Below are 17,892 nucleotides of genomic sequence, written 5' to 3' on the forward strand. Positions count from 1 at the left end.
AGGCTATCCGATGGGTCGAAGGCCGCCGACGACGTCCGCGAACGCCGCGGGGTCGAGTGCGTCACGCACGAAGGCGTCACCGCGGTCGCGCTGCGCGGCGTACGCGGCAGGGTCGGCGACGAGCGCGTCGAGCACCGCCCGCGCCTCGTCCGGACGCGCGTAGAGAGCGGCGTCGCCGAGCGCCGGCCGGTGGCGCGGGTCGACCAGCAGCACGGCTCCCGCGCCGAGCGCGCCGACCATGGGCCACGTGACGCCGTCGCCCCACGCGTCGGGCGCGAAGGCCACCATCACGTCGACGTCCGCGGCGAAGGAACCGATCGACCGGCCCTCGACGATCGTCCACGTCGACGGCACCGGGTTCTTGCGGAACAGCTTGGGGACGACCTCGTCGTCGTCCAGCACGCGCACCGACCACGCCCCGTCGGTCGGCAGGTACTGCACGAGCTGGGCGCCCGGCAGGCGGTTCTTGCCGATCTTCTCGAGCCGCGCGGCACCGACGACGGGGGGACGCGACACGACGGCGGGGCGGTCGGTCGCGGCGTCGACGACGGCGATCGGGCGGGACGGCAGGATCGTCGCGGTCGCGCCGGCGGCCCTCAGGTCGGCGGCGACCCCGTCGTGGGCGGGCAGCCACTCGACGTCGACGCCGAACAGCTCGCGGCCGTTGCGCTCGACGGTCGCCGGGTCGTACAGCGTCCAGCCGCGCTCGCGCTGGTGCGGCGAGCTGCCGGCCGCCACCACGAGGCGGTCGGTCGTGACCCGCACGTCGGCGGCGCTGCGGGGGAACATCAGCAGCTCGGCGGAGTCGACGAGCGTCACGCGGGCGTGCACCGGCTCGCTCCAGACGAGCCAACCCAGCCCGCGATCGGCCCGCAGGTCGCGGATCTCGGGCACCGACTCGCGCCGCGTGCGGTAGGCGTGCCGCAGGTGGACGGCCTGCCCCGCGTGCACCGTCAGGCCGACGTCGAGCAGCGCGCGGACGCGGCGGGGGGCCGCGTCGTAGCGGTTGATGCCGACACGCCAGTCGGAGACGTACGCGACGTCGCACGTCACCGGCGCAGGCACGCGGTCGACGAAGCTCGCGGGGGCCGGGAAGGTCCGCGGTGCCGATGCGTCGATCATCGGCGGGGCCTCGCCCCGGCGGATGCGGTCGTGCCAGTGCGAGGCGGCGGCGCCGTAGGCCTCGCGGGTCGGGGCCCACCAGCCGAAGGCGAAGTCGTCGCGCGACAGCGAGTCGGCGGTCAGCTGGGCGACGGCCAGCACGTCGGGCAGGACGACGAGGGCGTCCTCGCCGTACGTCGCGGCGAGGCGGTCGCGGAACTCCGAGTCGGCGTCCTTGCGCACGGTGTCGAAGCCGCCGAGCCGCTCGACCACGGGCTCGCGACGGAACATCATCGACGAGGCGTTGACGCGGGTCGCGGCGTAGCCCACGCGGTTGAGCACCAGGTCGGGGGTCATGCGCACCCACGAGCTCAGCGAGGCGATCGCGTCGGGCTGCCGCTGCAGGGCCTCGACCTGGCGGGCCAGACGCTCGGGGTGCGACCAGTCGTCGGAGTCCTGGAACGTCACGAGCTCGCCGCGGGCGTGCGCCAGCGCGTGGTTGCGGACCCGGTAGGTGCCGCCGTTCTCGGGCATCCGCAGCACCGTGACCCGCTCGTCCCAGTCGGCGACGGCGGCGATCTCGGCGGTGTGCTCGGCCGGCGAGCAGTCGTCGACCACGAGCAGCTCGAGGTGCGTCCACGTCTGCGCCAGCACCGAGCGCACGGCGGTGCGGAAGCTCTCGTCGGCCCCGAACACCGACATCACCACGGTGACGAGGAGGGGGTCGTCGCCCTGCGAGGAGGGGGTTGCGGCCCCCGGCGCGGCCTCGAGCCGGTCGAACGGACGGGCGTCGCCGTCGCCGAGGCGCACCGGAGCCTGCCCCTCGGCGAAGATCTCGCCGAACGACGCGCTCCACTTCTCGGGGTCGTGCCGCAGGCGGTCGGTGCGCACGATCCAGGCGAGGTGCTCGTCGACCAGGTCGGGCTCGGCGGCCAGCAGCGCGTCGAGGGCCGCGAGGTCGCCCGGACCGCCGGCGGCGAGCTGCGTCTGCACCAGCAGCTTGGCGAACCCCGTCGGCTGGTCGTCGGCCGTGCCGATCGCGTGGGCCAGCCGGTGCATCCGCGCCGAGGCGGCGTACGAGCCGTCGGGGCGCTGGTGCCGGCCGATCAGCGCCTGGGCCAGGGCGCCGACGGCCCGCGGCGCGAGACCCGTCGGCAGGGAGCCGTCGGCGTCGAAGCGGTCGGCCGCCGCCTGCACGACGTCGTACCCGTCACGGCCGTCCGACGCCATGAGCGCCAGCAGGTCGAGCAGGCCGGGCGTCCCGTAGCGCAGGGCGTGCGCCGCGACGGCGTACGGGTCGACGTCGATGTAGTCGATCTGGTCGCGCAGGACGTCGAGATGGTCGGTCACGCATGCTCCCCGGTCGGACTCGGCGGACGTCCCGAGCGTATCCGCGCCGGGTGCGGCCGCGGCCCCGCGGGTGACCGCGGGGCCGGACGGCGAGGGCTCAGCTGCCCCAGGTGGGGCGCAGCGGCCAGCTCGCGTCGCCACGCGCGTCGGCCTTGACCGCCAGCACGTGGTGGAGCTCGATCTCGTTGCGCTCGAACGCCAGGCGCGATCCGGCCATGTAGATGCCCCACACCTTGGCGCGGCCGATCGTGACCTCCCCGAGGGCCTCGTCCCAGTGCTCGACGAGGTTGTCGCACCAGCCCGTGAGCGTCATGGCGTAGTGCTCGCGCAGGTTCTCGACGTGCCGGACCTCGAGGCCCGCGTCCTGCGCGGCGACCTGGATGCGGCCGACGCCCGTCAGCTCGCCGTCGGGGAAGACGTAGCGGTCGATGAACGCACCGGTCGTCGTGGTCTTGTTGTTCGGCCGGGTGATGCAGTGGTTGAGCAGGCGTCCGCCGTCGCGCAGCTTGGAGTGCAGGAAGCCGAAGTAGTCGCAGTACTGCTTGACGCCGATGTGCTCGGTCAGGCCGATCGAGCTGATCGCGTCGAACTCGCCCTCGGGGACGTCGCGGTAGTCGGAGAAGCGCACCTCGGCGAGGTGGTCGAGGCCCTCGCGCTTGATCGCGTCCTGGGCCCACGAGGCCTGCTCGCGCGACAGGGTCACGCCGAGGACCTTCACGCCGTAGTGCCGCGCGGCGTGGCGCACCATGCCGCCCCATCCGCAGCCGATGTCGAGCAGACGGTCACCGGGCTTGAGGTCGAGCTTGCGGCAGATGAGGTCGTACTTCTCGTGCTGCGCCTCCTCGAGCGTCGAGTCGAGCGTCGGGTAGACGGCACACGTGTACGTCATCGACGGGCCGAGCACGAGCTCGTAGAAGCGGTTCGAGACGTCGTAGTGGTGGTGGATCGCCTCGGCGTCGCGCTTCTTGTTGTGGCGCATGCCCTCGAGGGCGCGGCGCCACTTGGGCAGGTGCTCCTCGGCCGGCGGCGGCGGGGGCTTGAGGTTGCCGAAGCCGAGGCTGCGGACGATCTGCACCATCTCGGCGGCCGACGGCACCTTGAAGCGCAGCTGGCTCATGATGAGCACCATCGCGTCGTAGGGGTTGCCGGGGTGGATGCCGTCGAGCTCGAGGTCGCCCGCGACGTACGCCCGCGCGAAGCCGAGGTCGCCCGGTGCCGTCATGAGGTACGACAGGCCGCGCTCGTTGAGCAGGCGCAGCGTGAAGGGAGCGTCGGCGGGACCCGCCGAGCTGCCGTCGAACGCCTCGAAGCGGAACGGCAGACCCTCCTTCATGAGCTTGCCGAGAGCGTCGGCGATCGTGAGCCGGACGGCGGCTTCTGTGGTCATGAGTTCCTCACTGCCTTGTCGTAGAGCGTGCTCAGCCTGTTGTCGGGGTCGTACCGGGCTCGGACGGAGGCGAGCACCTCTCCGCCGTACATCCGGTCGAACGTCGTCTGGTCGTAGAACGCTTCCGAGTACAGCGACTTGTGGCCGCCCATCGCGTGCACGGCGTCCTCGATGCGCCGGTTGACCAGGCCGGGCGGCGAGTCGGCGGGCACCTCGACGGTGCCCCAGAAGCCGGCGTTGACGTAGATCTCGCCGGGCTCGAGCGGGTAGACGGGCCACGGCCGCGTGGTCTGCAGCGGGCACAGCCACACGGGGCGCATGCCGACCTCGGCGTCGAACCACTCGAGGAACTCGGGCACCTTCGCGAGCGGCACCTCGACGTCCTGGATGACGCGCTCGCGACCGGGGATCTTCTTGATGCGGTCGAGCGTGCGGATGATGCCGAAGCGCTCGTCGAGGCCCACGATCTTGTGGAAGACGTCGCTGCGGCGGTACCGCGCGGGCCACAGGCGGCGGATCCACGGCGTCTGCGCACCGAAGGCGCCCGAGCACCAGAACCAGTCGGTGTCCCAGCGCCAGATGTAGTCGTTCATCGTCAGGACGTCGGTCTCGCGCTGCTGGATCGAGCGGTAGTAGACGCCCATGCCGGTGTAGTCGCTGATCGCGGCGGTGCCGCCCGAGGGCAGCGTGTCGGTGAACGTCGCGAGCGTCAGGTAGATCTCGTCGGGCGTGAAGGCCGTCCCGTCGAGCCCGTCGACGCGCTCGCCGTGCCAGGCGCCCGTGCGGGTGATCGACTCGATGGCCTCGACGGCCTGGGCCGCGTCGGCCATCAGGACGTGCCGCAGGGCGACGTAGCGCGGGACCCGCTCGAGCTTGATCCTCAACCGGGTCGCGTAGCCGAGGCTGCCGTACGAGTTGGGGAACGCGTCGAACAGGTCGGCGTGCTCGTTGTCGGGCGTCGCGGTCACGAGCTCGCCGGAGCCGGTCAGGATGTCCATCTCGAGCACCGACTCGTGCGGCAGCCCGTTGCGGAACGACGTCGACTCGATGCCGAGGCCCGTCACCGCGCCACCGAGCGTGATGGTGCGCAGCTGGGGGATGACGTACGGGATCAGGCCGAGTGACAGGGTCGCCTCGACGAGGTGCTCGTAGGTGCAGACGCCCTGCACGTCGGCCGTGCCGGCGATCGCGTCGACCGCGATGACGCCGTCGAGCCCGCTGACGTCGAGCCCCGGCGCGTCGCTGGACGATCGCGGACGGAACAGGTTGGACGTCTTCTTCGCGAGCCGCACCCGTGACCCTCGGGGGATCTGCGCGTAGGACGTCAGGAGCTGTTCGACTGCCTCGGTGTGCGCATTCCAACCCTTCACCTGCCCAGCCTATGACCCGACGATGACGGGACGGTGTCCGGGGCTCGTTGCATAACGCAACGAACTGTGACGGGGGTCTCAGCCGTCGAGCCGCCAGACCAGGGCCGCGGCCCCGTGGGGGGCGACGAGCTCGATCTCCCGACCGTCCGCGGACCGCAGCTCGTCCCCCTGCGCGGCCTCCAGCTCCCCGCAGACGACGAGCCCCGACGTCACGACGACGAGGACCCGTGCGGCCGCCGGCACCACGACCTGCTGGCCCGGGTCGAGCCGCAGCGAGAACAGCTCGGCAGGGGCGTGGACGTCGACGGTCGGCACCAGGACGCCCGTGTCGCCCGGCACCTCGACCTGCGCGTACTCCGGCACGTCGTCGCGGCTCGACCGCAGCATCGTCTGCACGAACACGAGCGGCTCGGTGTCCGAGCCGTTGCGCTCGGAGTGCCGCACCCCCGTGCCGGCACTCAACCGCTGGGCCGTGCCGGGTCGGACGTCGCCGGCCTGCCCCGTGGAGTCCTCGTGCCGCAGGACGCCCTCGAGCACCCACGTGACGATCTCGACGTCGGCGTGCTCGTGCACGTCGTACCCGCGGCCCGGGGCGACGTGCTCGGTGTTGATCGCCATGATCGGGCCGAAGCCGATCTGCTCGGGGTCGTAGTGCACCCCGTAAGAGAAGCTGTGCCACGTCTCGACGCCGTCGCCCACGGTGCGGAAGCGTCGGCCGGCGCGCCGCAGCTCAGGCATAGCCGAGCTCGTGCAGCCGGTCGTCCTCGATGCCGAAGTGGTGGGCGATCTCGTGCACGACCGTGATGCCGACCTCCTCGACGACGTCCTCCTCGGTGTCGCAGATCTCGAGCGTCGGGTTGCGGTAGACGAAGATCCGGTCGGGCATCGCACCGGCGTACGTGCTGTCGCGCTCGGTCAGCGGGATGCCGTCGTAGAGGCCCAGCAGCGTGGGGTCGTCGGGCGGCGCGTCGTCCTCGATGAACAGCACGACGTTGTCGAGCAGCGCCGCGAGCTCGGCGGGCACCGCGGCGAAGGCGGCCTCGACCAGCTCGGCGAACCGGTCCTCGCTCACCTCGATCATGAGCCCATCCTGCCCGATGCGGTGCAGCGCCGATCCGTCTCACCCTCTATGCTGAACGGGTTTCTGGCCCCCATCGTCTAGCGGCCTAGGACGCCGCCCTTTCACGGCGGTAGCACGGGTTCGAATCCCGTTGGGGGTGCCACGCACGTCACAGCCGCCACGATCGGAGGAGCCGTGCTCGAGCTGGGCGCGATCTTCGCCGCCGGCATCTGGGCGGGGATGATCAACACGGTCGTCGGATCGGGCACCCTCGTGACGTTCCCGGTGCTCCTGCTGTTCGGCTACGCCCCGCTGACGGCCAACGTCTCGAACAACATCGGCCTGCTGGCCGGCAGCGCCTCCGGCATCTACGGCTACCGGGCCGAGGCCCGTCAGCACCTGGGCCTGCTGCTGAGGCTGCTGCCCGCGTCCGTCGCCGGCGGCCTCGTCGGCGCGCTGCTGCTGTTCGCCCTGCCCGCCGAGGCGTTCGGGGCGATCGTGCCGGTGCTGATCGCGGTCGGGCTGCTGATGGTCGTCGTCGGGCCGGCGCTGCAGCGTCGGACGGCCGCGCGACGCGAGGCTGCCGGCGTCACCGACCCGGACGACCGTCCGCGGGTCCTACTCGTCGTGCTGGTCTTCCTGCTGGGCGTCTACGGCGGCTACTTCGGCGCCGCGCAGGGCATCCTGCTCGTCGGGGTCATGGGCGTGATGCTGACGATCGGCATGCAGGGCATCAACGGCCTCAAGAACGTGCTGGCAGGGGCCGTCAACGGCGTCGCCGCCATCGCGTTCGTGGTGGTGGCGCGCGACCACATCGACTGGAAGGTCGTCGGCCTGATCGCGGGCGGCAGCCTGATCGGCGGCTACCTCGGCGCCCGCATCGGTCGGCGCCTGCCCCCGAACGTCCTGCGCGCCGTGATCCTCGTGGTCGGCGTCGCCGCCCTCGCCCGCCTCGTGCTCTTCGACTGAGGGGCGCCCGGGCGTCATAGGGTGACGACGTGGCCAGCATCTTCGACTCCATCGACGACTCCCTCCGCGCGTGGATCGACGAGCAGCCCCTGTGGTTCGTCGCGACGGCGCCCCTCGGCGCCGACGGGCACGTCAACGTCTCGCCCCGCGGGCACGACTCGTTCTCGGTGCTGGGCCCCCACCGCGTGGCGTGGGTCGACTACACCGGCAGCGGGGTCGAGACGATCGCGCACATCCGCGAGAACCGTCGCGTGTGCCTGATGTTCAGCTCGTTCGGCGCCCGTCCCCGCATCGTCCGGCTGCACGGCCGCGGGTCGGTGCACCTGCCCGGCGAGCCCGAGTTCGACGAGGTCGTCGCCCTGCACCCCGAGCACCCCAGCACGCGGGCCGTCATCGCGGTCGACGTGACACGGGTCAGCGACGCCTGCGGCTGGGGCGTCCCCGTCATGGAGATGACCGACGAGCGCGACCTGCTGCGCCTGCGGGCCGAGCAGCGCGGCCCCGACGGCATGGCGGCATACCGCGCCGACGAGAACGCCACCAGCATCGACGGGCTGCCGGGCTTCCCCTGACGCGCCCCGGCCGGGAAGCGCGGCGAAGCGACCGTGCCCACACCCTCGTTCGCCAGGGAGCGAAGCGACCGTGAGGGCGGAGCCCGAGGCGAACCCCAGCGATCAGGCTTGCGTCACGTCGCCTCGCTCCGCTCACGGTCGGCCGCAAGCGGCCTCCCTGGCGACCGGTGCCCTCGTTCGCCAGGGAGCGGAGCGACCGTGAGGGCGAAGCCGGAGGCGAATCCGAGCGATCAGGCTTGCGTTCCGTCGCCGCCCCCACTCGCTAGCGCTCGCGGGAGGTACCCCCAGCTCCGCTCACGGTCGGCCGCGGGCGGCCTCTCTGGCGACCGTGAGGGCGGGGGCGCCCGGACGACGTACGATGTGCCGACCCTCCCTCCGAACCAGAGGCACCTCATGCTCCGCGCCCTCGCCCTGTCCGTCGCCGCCCTCCTGACGTCGACCCTCGCGCTCGCCGCACCCGCCTCGGCGGACGACACCGTCCCGGCCCCCGCCCCCGCCGCCGCGCCGACCATCACGGTGGTCGGCGACTCGATCACGTCGTGGTTCCGCGACGAGCCCGGCAGCGTCTCGCAGGGCTGGTGGTCGATGCTGGCCCGCGAGATGGGCGCCAGCGTCACGACCCTCGCCGAGGGCGGATCCGGCATGAACGTGCGCGGCAACAACTGCCACGGGACGACGTTCGGGCAACGCCTGGGCGCCCTGCAGAAGGTCGACTACCTGATCATCCAGGGCGGCCGCAACGACATGTACACGTGCACCAGCAAGGGCGTGAAGAAGTCGCTGCCGCAGCTGCAGCGCAAGAAGGGCATCGCGAGCTACCTGTCCCGCCTCGGCCGCCGCGTCGACGCGCTGGGCATCCCTCGCGAGCGGGTGCTGGTCATGTCGCCGTGGGGCAAGGCCGACCGCCGTCGCGGCTACCAGATCCAGTCGTACCTGCGCCTGTACTCCAACCGCAAGCACGAGGGCTTCACCTACGTCGAGACCAAGACGCTCCCGAACAGCCTGACGCTCGACGGCAAGCACCCCAACCGTGCCGGGAGCACCTACCTCTCGGACACGGTGCGTCGCGTCATCGCCTCGCTGCCCTGACGACCGTGGCAGTTCGTGGGAGGCTGGCGGGGTGACCGTCATCCGCGCAGAGCTCGCCGACGTCCTCGAGGCGGGCCAGCTGTTCGCCCTGTACCGGGAGTTCTACGGCGCCCCCTACGACGCGTCGGCCGCCGCGAGCTTCCTCGCCTCGCGCATCGTGCGCGACGAGTCGATCGTGCTGCTGGGCCTGGACGACGACGAGGTCGTGGGGTTCGCCCAGATCTACCCCTCGTTCTCGTCGACGCGCCTGTCGCGCATCTGGGTGCTCAACGACCTGTTCGTCGTCGAGCACGCCCGCGGCACGGGTGTCGTGGACGAGCTGCTCAACACCGTCGCGAGCATGGCCGCGGCCGCCGGTGCCGACGCGGTCGAGCTCAGCACCGCCCACACCAACACGCGGGCCCAGGCCGTCTACGAGCGCCACGGGTACCAGCTCGACGAGACCTACCGGTCGTACGAGAAGTCGACCCAGACCCTGCGGTTCGTGTGGGAGGGCCAGGTCGACGAGAGCTCCCGCCGCAGCCTCGGGTGACGCGGTGAGCGCGGGCCGGTTCGCGCCCTCGCCGTCCGGCGACCTGCACGTCGGCAACCTGCGGACGGCCCTGCTCGCGTGGCTGTGCGCCCGCTCGTCGGAGCGCGATCTTCTGATGAGGATCGACGACCTCGACCGCGTCCGGCCCGGCGCCGAGCAGCGCCAGCTCGACGACCTCGCCGCGCTGGGCCTCGACTGGGACGGTCCGGTCGTCCGCCAGTCGCAGCGCGCCCGCTACTACGATGCCGCGCTGGCCTCGCTGGGCGGCCGAGGGCTGCTGTACGAGTGCTTCTGCACCCGCCGCGAGATCCAGGAGGCCCCCTCGGCCCCGCACGCGCCGCCCGGGGCGTACCCCGGCACGTGCCGGGACCTCACGGCGGCCGAGCGCGACGAACGACGGCGCGAGCGTCCGGCCGCGCTGCGGCTGCGGGCCGACGTCGCCGAGTTCACGGTCGAGGACGTCCTCCACGGCACCGTGACGGGCGTCGTCGACGACGTCGTCCTGCGCCGCGGCGACGGTGTCGTCGCCTACAACCTGGCCACGGTCGTGGACGACGCGCAGCAGGGCGTCGACCAGGTCGTCCGCGGCGACGACCTGCTCAGCTCGGCCCCCCGCCAGGCCCACCTGGCCACGGTGCTGGGGGTTGCTCCCCCGACCTACGTGCACGTGCCGCTGGCCCTCAACCCCGCCGGCGCCCGGCTCGCCAAGCGCGACGGACCCGTCACGCGTGCCGAGCTGGCCGAGCGGGGCGTCGACGTGCTGGCGATGATCGCCGACTCGCTGGGCCTGTCCGGCGCGACCCCGGCCGAGATGCTGCGCGGCTTCGACGTCACCCGCATCCCCCGTGAGCCGTGGGTCGTCAGGCCTGCAGGTACGTGATCACGGCCATGACGCGCCGGTTGCTGCCGTCGTCGTCGGGGTCGAGGTCGAGCTTCATGAAGATGTTGCTGGTGTGCTTGCTGATGGCCTTCTCGGTCACGAAGAGGGCCGCCGCGATGGCGGCGTTCGACCGGCCCTCCGCCATCAGGCCGAGCACCTCGCGCTCGCGGGGCGTCAGCCGGGCGACGGGCCCGTCGCCGGGCGCCCTGGCGATCAGCGCCGACACGACCTCGGGGTCGAGCACCGTCCCGCCGGCCGCGACCGACCGCACCGCCTCGACGAACGTCACGACGTCGGCGACCCGGTCCTTCAGCAGGTACCCGACCGCACCGTCGCCGCTGCCTAGCAGCTCGCGGGCGTAGAGCTGCTCGACGTACTGCGAGAGCACCAGCACCGGCAGGCCCGGCCGCTCCTCCCTCGCCGTGATCGCGGCCCGCAGCCCCTCGTCGGTGAACGTCGGCGGCATGCGGACGTCGACGACCGCGACGTCGGGCTCGTGCGCGCGAAGCGACGAGGCGAGCGCGTCGGCGTCGGCGACCGCCGCGACGACGTCGAAGCCGTACGCCTCGAGCAGGCGGGTCAGTCCGTCGCGGAGGAGGGCGAGGTCCTCGGCGATGACAACGCGCACGGCACCTCCAGGCTGACGGTCGTCGGCCCCCCGGCGGGGCTGACGACGTCCATCGTGCCGTCGAAGGCGCCCAGCCGGCGCGCCACCCCCGTCAGGCCCGACCCGGCCCCCACGGCCGCACCACCCACGCCGTCGTCCGTGACGACGACGCGGAGCGCCCGGCCGTCGTGCCCGACGTCGATCGCGACCCGGCGGGCCGAGGCGTGCCTGACCGCGTTGGCCAGCAGCTCGCTGGTCGCGAAGTAGACCGCCGACTCGACCGGCGCGGGCGGGCGGCCGGGCAGCACGATCGTGACCGAGACCGGCAGCGACATGTCGAGCGCGAGCGCCTGGATCGCACCGGCCAGGCCCCGGTCGGCCAGCACCGGCGGGTGGATGCCGCGCACGACCGACCTGAGGTCGCCCAGGGCGGACGTCGTGACGGTGCGCGCCTCGGCGAGCAGTCGCGCCGCGGCGTCGGGGTCGTTCTCGAGCAGCTCGGCCGCCAGGCCCAAATTCATGCCCAGCGCCACCAACCGGGCCTGTGCCCCGTCGTGCAGGTCGCGCTCGATGCGCCGCAGCTCGGCGGCCGAGTGGTCGATCGACTCGGCACGCGACTGCGACACCTCGGCGACGCGACGCTCCAACGAGGCCCGCGACGGGGCGAGCACGGCCCGGTCGAGCTGCGCGATCCACCGGACGAGCAGGGGCTCGAGCCACCACCAGGCGGCGAGGGCGACGGGGACCAGGACCCACTGGAGGAACGACTCGGACTGCGTGTCGAGGGTGGCGAACCCGTAGTCGTTGGCGAGCGTGCCATCGGGCGTGAGCGCGAAGACGGCCGGGAAGGCCGCGTACCAGACGACCGCCAGGCCGAGCCCCAGCCCCAGCCACGCGAGCGTCCAGCCGAGCGTCACCGACACGTACGTCCAGGCCAGGTCGCGCCACCGGGCCGGGTCGGCCGCCCACCCGCGCAGCCGCGACCACCGCGAGCCCCGGCGGGCCGGGGCGTACGGCGTCGGCACCGTGACGCCGAGCAGCCGGCCCGCGATCCGCCGGTGCAGACCGGCCAGCTGCGCCGTCAGCGGCACGAGCGCCAGCAGGAGCACGAGACCCACGCCGACGGGCACCAGGCTCACGGACGTCGTGACCAGGCACAGCACGACCAGCGCGAGGGGGGCCAGGAGCACGTACCCCAGCGAGACGCCGGTCAGCGCGACGCGACGACGGAGGCCGGCGGTCAGACGCTCCTTCCGCGGCACGGCGAGGGCGGGGGTGGCGGTCATGGGAGGAGCCTTCCAGACGGGGACGGTGACCTCGATCCTCGCCGCCCGACCGGGTCCGGCGCAGTGGGGCTGGACCCACCCCGTGGACGGGTCGTGGCCCCCTCGCCCCGGGGGTCGCTGATCACGAGGCTGGAGCCACCTCCTCCCGAAAGGCCACATCATGTCCCGCACCTCCCTCACCGTCGGGGTCGCCCGCTGGAGCGCGACCCACCCCTGGCGGGCGATCGGCCTGTGGGCCGCGCTCGTCACCACCGCGGTCGTCCTGATGGGCACCGTGCCGACGCAGCAGACGACCGACGCCGACTTCCGCGTCGGCGAGTCGGGCGCGGCCGCGGCGATGCTGGACGACGCGGGGCTCGCCCCGACGCCCGCCGAGTCGGTGCTGGTCACGGCACGCTCGGGAGCCCTCGACGTGCCCGCAGCGACCGCCGTCGCGACGCAGATCGGCGACCGCGCGGCCGACGTCGCGGGCGTCGCCGACGTCGGCGCGCCCGTCGTGTCGGGCTCGCGCGACGTCGTCCTCGTGCCGATCTCGATGACGGGCGGCCTCGACGACGCGCTCGCCCACGTCGCGGACCTCGAGGCCGTGACCGCTGCGGCGCAGGCCGACCACCCCGGGCTCCGCGTGCAGCAGGCCGGTGACGCGTCGCTGCAGTCGGCGCTCGACGAGAAGGTCGCGGGCGACCTCGCGGCGGCCGAGGCGCTGAGCCTGCCCATCACGTTCCTGATCCTGCTCGTCGCGTTCGGCGCCTTCGTCGCGGCCGGCATCCCGGTGCTGCTGGCCGTCACGTCGGTCGTCACGGCCCTGGGCCTGTACGCCCCGCTCTCGCACCTCGTGCCCGACTCCGGGTCGGTCGCCAACGTCGTGCTGCTGATCGGCATGGCCGTGGGCGTCGACTACTCGCTGTTCTACCTGCGCCGCGAGCGCGAGGAGCGAGCGCGCGGACGGTCGACGATCGACGCGATCGAGATCGCCGCCGCCACGGCCGGCCGGGCCGTCGTGGTGTCGGGGCTCGCCGTGACGGTCGCGATGTCGGGCCTGTTCCTGTCGGGCGAGCCGGTGTTCGACGCGCTGGCCGTCGGCTCGATCCTCGTCGTGCTGGTCGCCGTGATCGGCTCGCTCACGGTGCTGCCCGCGATGCTCGCGACGCTCGGCCGCTGGGTCGACCGTCCCCGCATCCCCCTGCTGTGGCGGCTCAACCGCCGCATCGGGACCGGCGGCATCAGCGGACGTCTGGTGCGGCCGGTCGTCCGCCGCCCCGTCGTGTCGGCCCTCCTCGCCGGTGGCGCACTCGTCGCCCTGGCCGTCCCGGCACTGGGCATGTCGACGCACCAGTCGACGATCGCCTCGCTGCCGCAGGACATCCCCGCGGTGCAGACGTACCTGCGGGCGCAGGAGAGCTTCCCGTCGCAGCGACCGGTCGTCGGCGTCGTGCTCCACACCTCGGTCGACGGATCGGACGCAGCGCGGGGCGCCGCGACCGCGATCGGTCGCGACGCCGCTCGGGCCGGCCTCGTCGAGGCGGACGGGCAGGACGTCCGGGTGTCCCCGGACGGTCGCACGGTGGCCGTCTCGCTGGCCGCGCTGCACCCCGAGGGCGACAGCCGCAACGGCGCCGCGGTCGACGCGCTGCGCGACTCGATCGTGCCGTCCGCGACCCGTGACCTCGCGGGCACGACGTCCGCGGTCGGCGGCCCCGTCGCCGAGGCGCTCGACGTCGACCGGCAGACGTCCCGCCTGCCCCTCGTGATCGCGTTCGTCCTGCTGCTGACGATGCTGATGATCGTGTGGACGTTCCGCAGCGTGACGCTGGCGCTGCTGACGACGGTGCTCAACCTGCTGTCCGTCGGCGCGGCGTTCGGCGTGCTCACGATGGTCTTCCAGGGCGGCTCGGGCTTCGTCATCGACTGGATCCCGCTGTTCTGCTTCGTGGTGCTCGTCGGGCTGTCGATGGACTACCACGTGTTCGTGCTGAGCCGCGTGCGCGAGGGGCTCCGTCGCGGGCTGCCGTACCCCCTCGCGGTCGAGGCGGGCATCCGCGAGACTGCCGGTGTCGTCACGAGTGCCGCGGCCGTCATGGTGTCGGTGTTCGCGGTCTTCGGGACGCTCGACCTGATGGAGATGCGGCAGATGGGCCTGGGCCTGTCGGTCGCGATCCTGGTCGACGCGACGCTCGTGCGACTCGTGCTGCTGCCCGCGCTGCTGCTGGTCCTCGAGCGCCCCCTGCGCCACCTGGGCCGCGTGCGCACCTCGGCGGAGGCTCCCGAGGCCGAGCTCGTCCCCGCCTAGGGCCTGGGTCGAGCAAGAATCGGGGTCTGTCCGCGCCGGCGCGGACAGACCCCGATTCTCTCGTTCACGGGAGGGACGTGGAGCCTAGATCAGGCCCTTGTCCATCAGCCACTGCTTGGCCAGGACGTCCGGGGCGGTCTTGTCGTCGCCCTGGTTCTTGCCGTTGAGGTCGAGCAGGTCCTGCGTCGTCAGCTGTGCCGAGATCGCGTCGAGCGCCTCCTCGACCTTGTCGGACGACTTCTTGTCGCTGATGAGCGGCAGGACGTTCTGCGCCGCGATCATGCTCTCGGGGTCCTCGAGCGTCACGAGGTCGTTCTCGACGATCGACGGCGTCGTCGAGTAGATGTCGGCGACGTCGACCTTGCCGTCGAGCAGCGCCTTCAGCGTCGCGGGTCCGCCGCCGTCGCTGAGCGACGTGAACTCGACGCCCGTGATGCCGTAGACCTTCTCGAGACCGGGGATGCCGTACGAGCGGGTCTTGAACTCGGGGTTGGCGCCCAGCTTGAGGTTGTCGACGTTCTTCAGGTCGGCGATCGTCTTCAGGTTGTTGGCCTGCGCGAACTCGGACGTCACGTTGAGCGAGTCCTTGTCCTCGGCGGCGGACGCGTCGAGCACCTCGAGGCCCTCGGGCAGCGCGTCGTCGAGGGCGTCGTCGACGTCCTCGGACGACGTGGCGGTCGCCTCGGGGTCGAAGTACGTCAGCAGGTTGCCGGAGTACTCGGGGACGAGGTCGATCTCGCCGTTCTGCAGGGCCTTGATGTAGACCTCGCGGGCGCCGATGTTGAGCTTCTTCTCGACCTTGACGCCCTTGGCCTCGAGACCCTGGGCGTAGATCTCGGCGAGGATCTCGTTCTCGGGGAACGCCGCCGAGCCGATCGTGATGGTGTCGGACGCCGAGCTGCTGTCGGAGCCGCCCGACGACGACGAGGAGTCGGTGGGGTCGCCGCTGCCGCACGCGGCGAGCGAGAGCCCCAGGGTCGTGGCCGCGGCGAGGGCGGCGATCTTGCGGATGGTCATGATTCGTCCTTCGGTGGGTGGGGCTGTGTCGTGCGGGGTGGGAAGTCTGGGGCCCTGGCCGGGGTGGTCAGGCGGTCGAGGGCTGCTTCTTCGGACGTCGTCCGGTCGCGGCGCCCTGCAGGCCGGCGAACAGGCCGTCGAGCACGAGCGCCAGCAGGATCACGAGCACCGACCCGCCGGCCATCTGGGCGTAGTCGCTGATGGCCTGGCCGTCGATCAGGTAGCGGCCGAGGCCGCCGAGGCCGACGTAGGCGGCGACCGTGGCGGTCGCGACGACCTGCAGGACCGCCGAGCGGAACCCTCCGACGATGATCGGCAGCGCGAGGGGCACCTCGACCTTGCGCAGGATCTGCATCTCGGTCATGCCCATGGCGCGGGCGGCGTCGATCGTCTGGCGGTCGACCGACTCGAGGCCCGAGTAGGCCCCGGCCAGCAGCGGCGGGATCGCGAGCACGGTCAGGGCGATCAGGGTCGGGGTCAGGCCGATGCCGAGGAACAGGACGATCAGGATCAGCAGGCCGAGCGTCGGAAGGGCGCGGAACGCGCCCGTGATCGCGACGGCCGCGCTGCGGAACCGGCCGGTGTGGCCGATCCACAACCCGATCGGGATCGCGATGACGGCGGCGATCGCGATCGTCTCGGCTGTGTAGCCCAGGTGCTCGACCGTGCGGTTCACGAAGCCGTCGGGGCCCGTGCGGTTGATCGGGTCGGTCAGCCAGTCGATCGTGTCGGAGACGACGCTCATGCGCGCGCACCCCCCGGGAACCTGGCGAAGAATTCCTGCCACCCGGTCGTCCTGCGCGCCGGCGTCTGCTGGGCCGAGGCCCACGGCATCAGCAGGCGTCCGACCAGGTTGATCAGCAGGTCGAGGGCGACCGCGAGCACCACGATCGCGACGATGCCGACGACGATCTCGGTCAGGAAGTCACGCCGGAAGCCGTCGGTGAACAGCGACCCCAGGTTGCTGACGCCGATCAGGCTGGCGACGCTCAGCATGCTGACGGTGCTGACCGACACGACCCGCAACCCGGCGAGCAGCACGGGCCCGGCGAGCGGCAGCTCGACGCGGAAGACGCGCTGCGCCCTCGAGAACCCGGCGGCCGATGCTGCGTCGAGCACCGCCGGCGAGACCGAGCCGAACGCGTCGGTCACCGAGCGCACCATGACCGCGGCGGCGTAGATCGCGAGGGCGACGACGACGTTCGAGACGCTCAGGATGGGCGTGCCCAGCAGGCCCGGCAGCAGGATGAACATCGCGATCGACGGGATCGTGTAGAGGATCGCGACGATGAACACCGAGGCGCCGCGCAGCCGCGGGTGCTCGTTGGCGAACCACCCCACGGGCAGCGCGAACGCGAAGCCGATCAGCGTCGAGAGCACGCTGATCCACGCGTGCCGCACGAACAGCTCGCGCACGTAGTCGAAGTTGTCGAGGAACCAGCTCATCGCGCCTCGAGCACCCCGGTGGCCTTTCCCGTGCCGTCGACGACGACGTCGACGCCGTCGCGCTGCTCGACGTGCAGCGTGCGGCTGCCCTTGTCGATGCCGACGAAGCTGCGGACGAAGTCGTCGGCGGGCGCGGCCAGGATGTCGGCGGGCGAGCCCACCTGCGCGACCTCGCCGCCCTTCTTGAGGATCACGACCTGGTCGCCGAGCAGGAAGGCCTCGTCGATGTCGTGCGTCACGAAGACGATGGTCTTGTCGAGGTCGCGCTGCAGGCGCAGCAGCTCGGCCTGCAGCTCCTCGCGGACGATCGGGTCGACGGCACCGAACGGCTCGTCCATCAGCAGGATGTTGGGGTCGGAGACGAGCCCGCGCGCCACGCCGACGCGCTGCTGCTGCCCGCCCGACAGCTGGCTGGGGTACTTGGTCGCCAGCGAGCTGTCGAGGCCGACGGTCTCGAGGACGGCGTACGACCGGTCGCGCGCCTCCTTCTTGTCGACGCCGTTGAGGCGCAGCACGGTCGCGACGTTGTCGATGACCTTGCGGTGGGGCAGCAGGCCCGCGTGCTGCATGACGTAGCCGATGCTGCGCCGCAGCTCGACCTTGTTGCGCGTCGCGATGTCGACGTCGTCGATCAGCACCTGGCCCTTGGACGGGTCGACCATCCGGTTGACCATGCGCAGCAGCGTCGTCTTGCCGCAGCCGGAGGAGCCGACGAAGACCGTCGTGGTGCGGGACGGCAGGACGAGGCTGAAGTCGCCCACGGCCTCCGTCCCGTCGGCGAAGGTCTTGCCGATGGAGCGGTACTCGATCATGCGGTCCTCCGCGCTCGACGCCATCGCGTCGGGACAGTAGGTAGGCAAGGAAGGGTCGTGCCGTGACGGCAGTCGGACCAGTCTTGCGTGCTCACCGGCTTGCGGCAATCGGAACGGTGCGGCC

General features: G+C 72.2%; 17 protein-coding genes and 1 tRNA gene. 7 read left to right on the forward strand and 11 right to left on the reverse strand.

All coding sequences use genetic code 11. The features are described 5' to 3' along the window. Positions 1 to 3 precede the first annotated feature (3 nt). The 5 genes from IFT73_RS08280 to IFT73_RS08300 form a co-directional block, all read right to left on the reverse strand. Positions 4 to 2,451, reverse strand: a complete 2,448-nt coding sequence (locus tag IFT73_RS08280; RefSeq protein WP_192167220.1) for a glycosyltransferase family A protein — start codon at positions 2,449 to 2,451, stop codon at positions 4 to 6. Positions 2,452 to 2,548: 97 nt separating this feature from the next. Further along, on the reverse strand, positions 2,549 to 3,838 hold the full coding sequence (locus IFT73_RS08285; protein WP_192167221.1) for a class I SAM-dependent methyltransferase: 1,290 nt from the start codon (positions 3,836 to 3,838) through the stop codon (positions 2,549 to 2,551). Next, positions 3,835 to 5,208, reverse strand: coding sequence for an FAD-binding protein (locus IFT73_RS08290; protein WP_192167222.1), 1,374 nt, complete (start codon positions 5,206 to 5,208; stop codon positions 3,835 to 3,837). The genes IFT73_RS08285 and IFT73_RS08290 overlap by 4 nt, the downstream gene beginning before the upstream one ends. Before the next feature lie 78 nt (positions 5,209 to 5,286). Then, entirely contained in the window at positions 5,287 to 5,946 is a 660-nt protein-coding gene (locus IFT73_RS08295; protein WP_192167223.1) for a pirin family protein, read from the reverse strand. After that, the gene (locus IFT73_RS08300; protein WP_056603024.1) at positions 5,939 to 6,289 is read right to left on the reverse strand and encodes a metallopeptidase family protein; all 351 of its coding nucleotides are present in this window, start codon (positions 6,287 to 6,289) and stop codon (positions 5,939 to 5,941) included. Before IFT73_RS08300 ends, IFT73_RS08295 begins: the two co-directional genes overlap by 8 nt. A 66-nt stretch (positions 6,290 to 6,355) precedes the next feature. On the opposite strand from IFT73_RS08300, the gene IFT73_RS08305 reads away from it, so the two are divergent. The 6 genes from IFT73_RS08305 (at position 6,356) to gluQRS (ending at position 10,310) form a co-directional block, all read left to right on the forward strand. After that, positions 6,356 to 6,431 (forward strand) — tRNA-Glu (locus IFT73_RS08305). 32 nt (positions 6,432 to 6,463) lie between these two features. Next, positions 6,464 to 7,237, forward strand: coding sequence for a sulfite exporter TauE/SafE family protein (locus IFT73_RS08310; protein WP_371811204.1), 774 nt, complete (start codon positions 6,464 to 6,466; stop codon positions 7,235 to 7,237). A gap of 29 nt (positions 7,238 to 7,266) precedes the next feature. Beyond that, the gene (locus tag IFT73_RS08315; RefSeq protein ID WP_192167224.1) at positions 7,267 to 7,809 is read left to right on the forward strand and encodes a pyridoxamine 5'-phosphate oxidase family protein; all 543 of its coding nucleotides are present in this window, start codon (positions 7,267 to 7,269) and stop codon (positions 7,807 to 7,809) included. A gap of 393 nt (positions 7,810 to 8,202) precedes the next feature. After that, a complete protein-coding gene (locus tag IFT73_RS08320) occupies positions 8,203 to 8,898 on the forward strand; it encodes an SGNH/GDSL hydrolase family protein (protein WP_192167225.1) in 696 nt (231 codons plus the stop codon). A 31-nt stretch (positions 8,899 to 8,929) separates the two neighbouring features. Further along, complete coding sequence (locus IFT73_RS08325; RefSeq protein WP_056603041.1) at positions 8,930 to 9,430, forward strand: GNAT family N-acetyltransferase; 501 nt, start codon at positions 8,930 to 8,932, stop codon at positions 9,428 to 9,430. A gap of 4 nt (positions 9,431 to 9,434) precedes the next feature. Further along, the gene (gene gluQRS / locus IFT73_RS08330) at positions 9,435 to 10,310 is read left to right on the forward strand and encodes a tRNA glutamyl-Q(34) synthetase GluQRS (RefSeq protein WP_192167226.1); all 876 of its coding nucleotides are present in this window, start codon (positions 9,435 to 9,437) and stop codon (positions 10,308 to 10,310) included. Here gluQRS and IFT73_RS08335 read toward each other — a convergent pair. Both IFT73_RS08335 and IFT73_RS08340 read right to left on the reverse strand, forming a co-directional pair. Then, the gene (locus IFT73_RS08335) at positions 10,291 to 10,938 is read right to left on the reverse strand and encodes a response regulator (RefSeq protein WP_192167227.1); all 648 of its coding nucleotides are present in this window, start codon (positions 10,936 to 10,938) and stop codon (positions 10,291 to 10,293) included. The two genes, gluQRS and IFT73_RS08335, sit on opposite strands and share 20 nt — an antisense overlap. Then, on the reverse strand, positions 10,890 to 12,203 hold the full coding sequence (locus tag IFT73_RS08340) for a sensor domain-containing protein (RefSeq protein WP_192167228.1): 1,314 nt from the start codon (positions 12,201 to 12,203) through the stop codon (positions 10,890 to 10,892). The genes IFT73_RS08335 and IFT73_RS08340 overlap by 49 nt, the downstream gene beginning before the upstream one ends. Before the next feature lie 160 nt (positions 12,204 to 12,363). Here IFT73_RS08340 and IFT73_RS08345 point away from each other — a divergent pair, with 160 nt between their 5' ends. Further along, positions 12,364 to 14,493, forward strand: coding sequence for an MMPL family transporter (locus IFT73_RS08345; RefSeq protein WP_192167229.1), 2,130 nt, complete (start codon positions 12,364 to 12,366; stop codon positions 14,491 to 14,493). Between the two features lie 84 nt (positions 14,494 to 14,577). On the opposite strand, the gene IFT73_RS08350 is transcribed toward IFT73_RS08345, so the two are convergent. The 4 genes from IFT73_RS08350 to IFT73_RS08365 form a co-directional block, all read right to left on the reverse strand. Next, the gene (locus IFT73_RS08350) at positions 14,578 to 15,510 is read right to left on the reverse strand and encodes an ABC transporter substrate-binding protein (RefSeq protein ID WP_192167230.1); all 933 of its coding nucleotides are present in this window, start codon (positions 15,508 to 15,510) and stop codon (positions 14,578 to 14,580) included. Between the two features lie 67 nt (positions 15,511 to 15,577). After that, positions 15,578 to 16,255: an ABC transporter permease gene (locus IFT73_RS08355; RefSeq protein ID WP_192167231.1), complete on the reverse strand. Its 678-nt coding sequence runs from the start codon at positions 16,253 to 16,255 to the stop codon at positions 15,578 to 15,580. After that, the gene (locus IFT73_RS08360; RefSeq protein WP_192167232.1) at positions 16,252 to 16,956 is read right to left on the reverse strand and encodes an ABC transporter permease; all 705 of its coding nucleotides are present in this window, start codon (positions 16,954 to 16,956) and stop codon (positions 16,252 to 16,254) included. The genes IFT73_RS08355 and IFT73_RS08360 overlap by 4 nt, the downstream gene beginning before the upstream one ends. Continuing rightward, a complete protein-coding gene (locus IFT73_RS08365) occupies positions 16,953 to 17,768 on the reverse strand; it encodes an ABC transporter ATP-binding protein (protein ID WP_192167233.1) in 816 nt (271 codons plus the stop codon). The genes IFT73_RS08360 and IFT73_RS08365 overlap by 4 nt, the downstream gene beginning before the upstream one ends. Positions 17,769 to 17,892 lie beyond the last annotated feature (124 nt).

The sequence above is a fragment of the Aeromicrobium sp. CFBP 8757 genome, assembly GCF_014841755.1.
In the GTDB taxonomy this organism is placed as follows: Bacteria; Actinomycetota; Actinomycetes; order Propionibacteriales; family Nocardioidaceae; genus Aeromicrobium.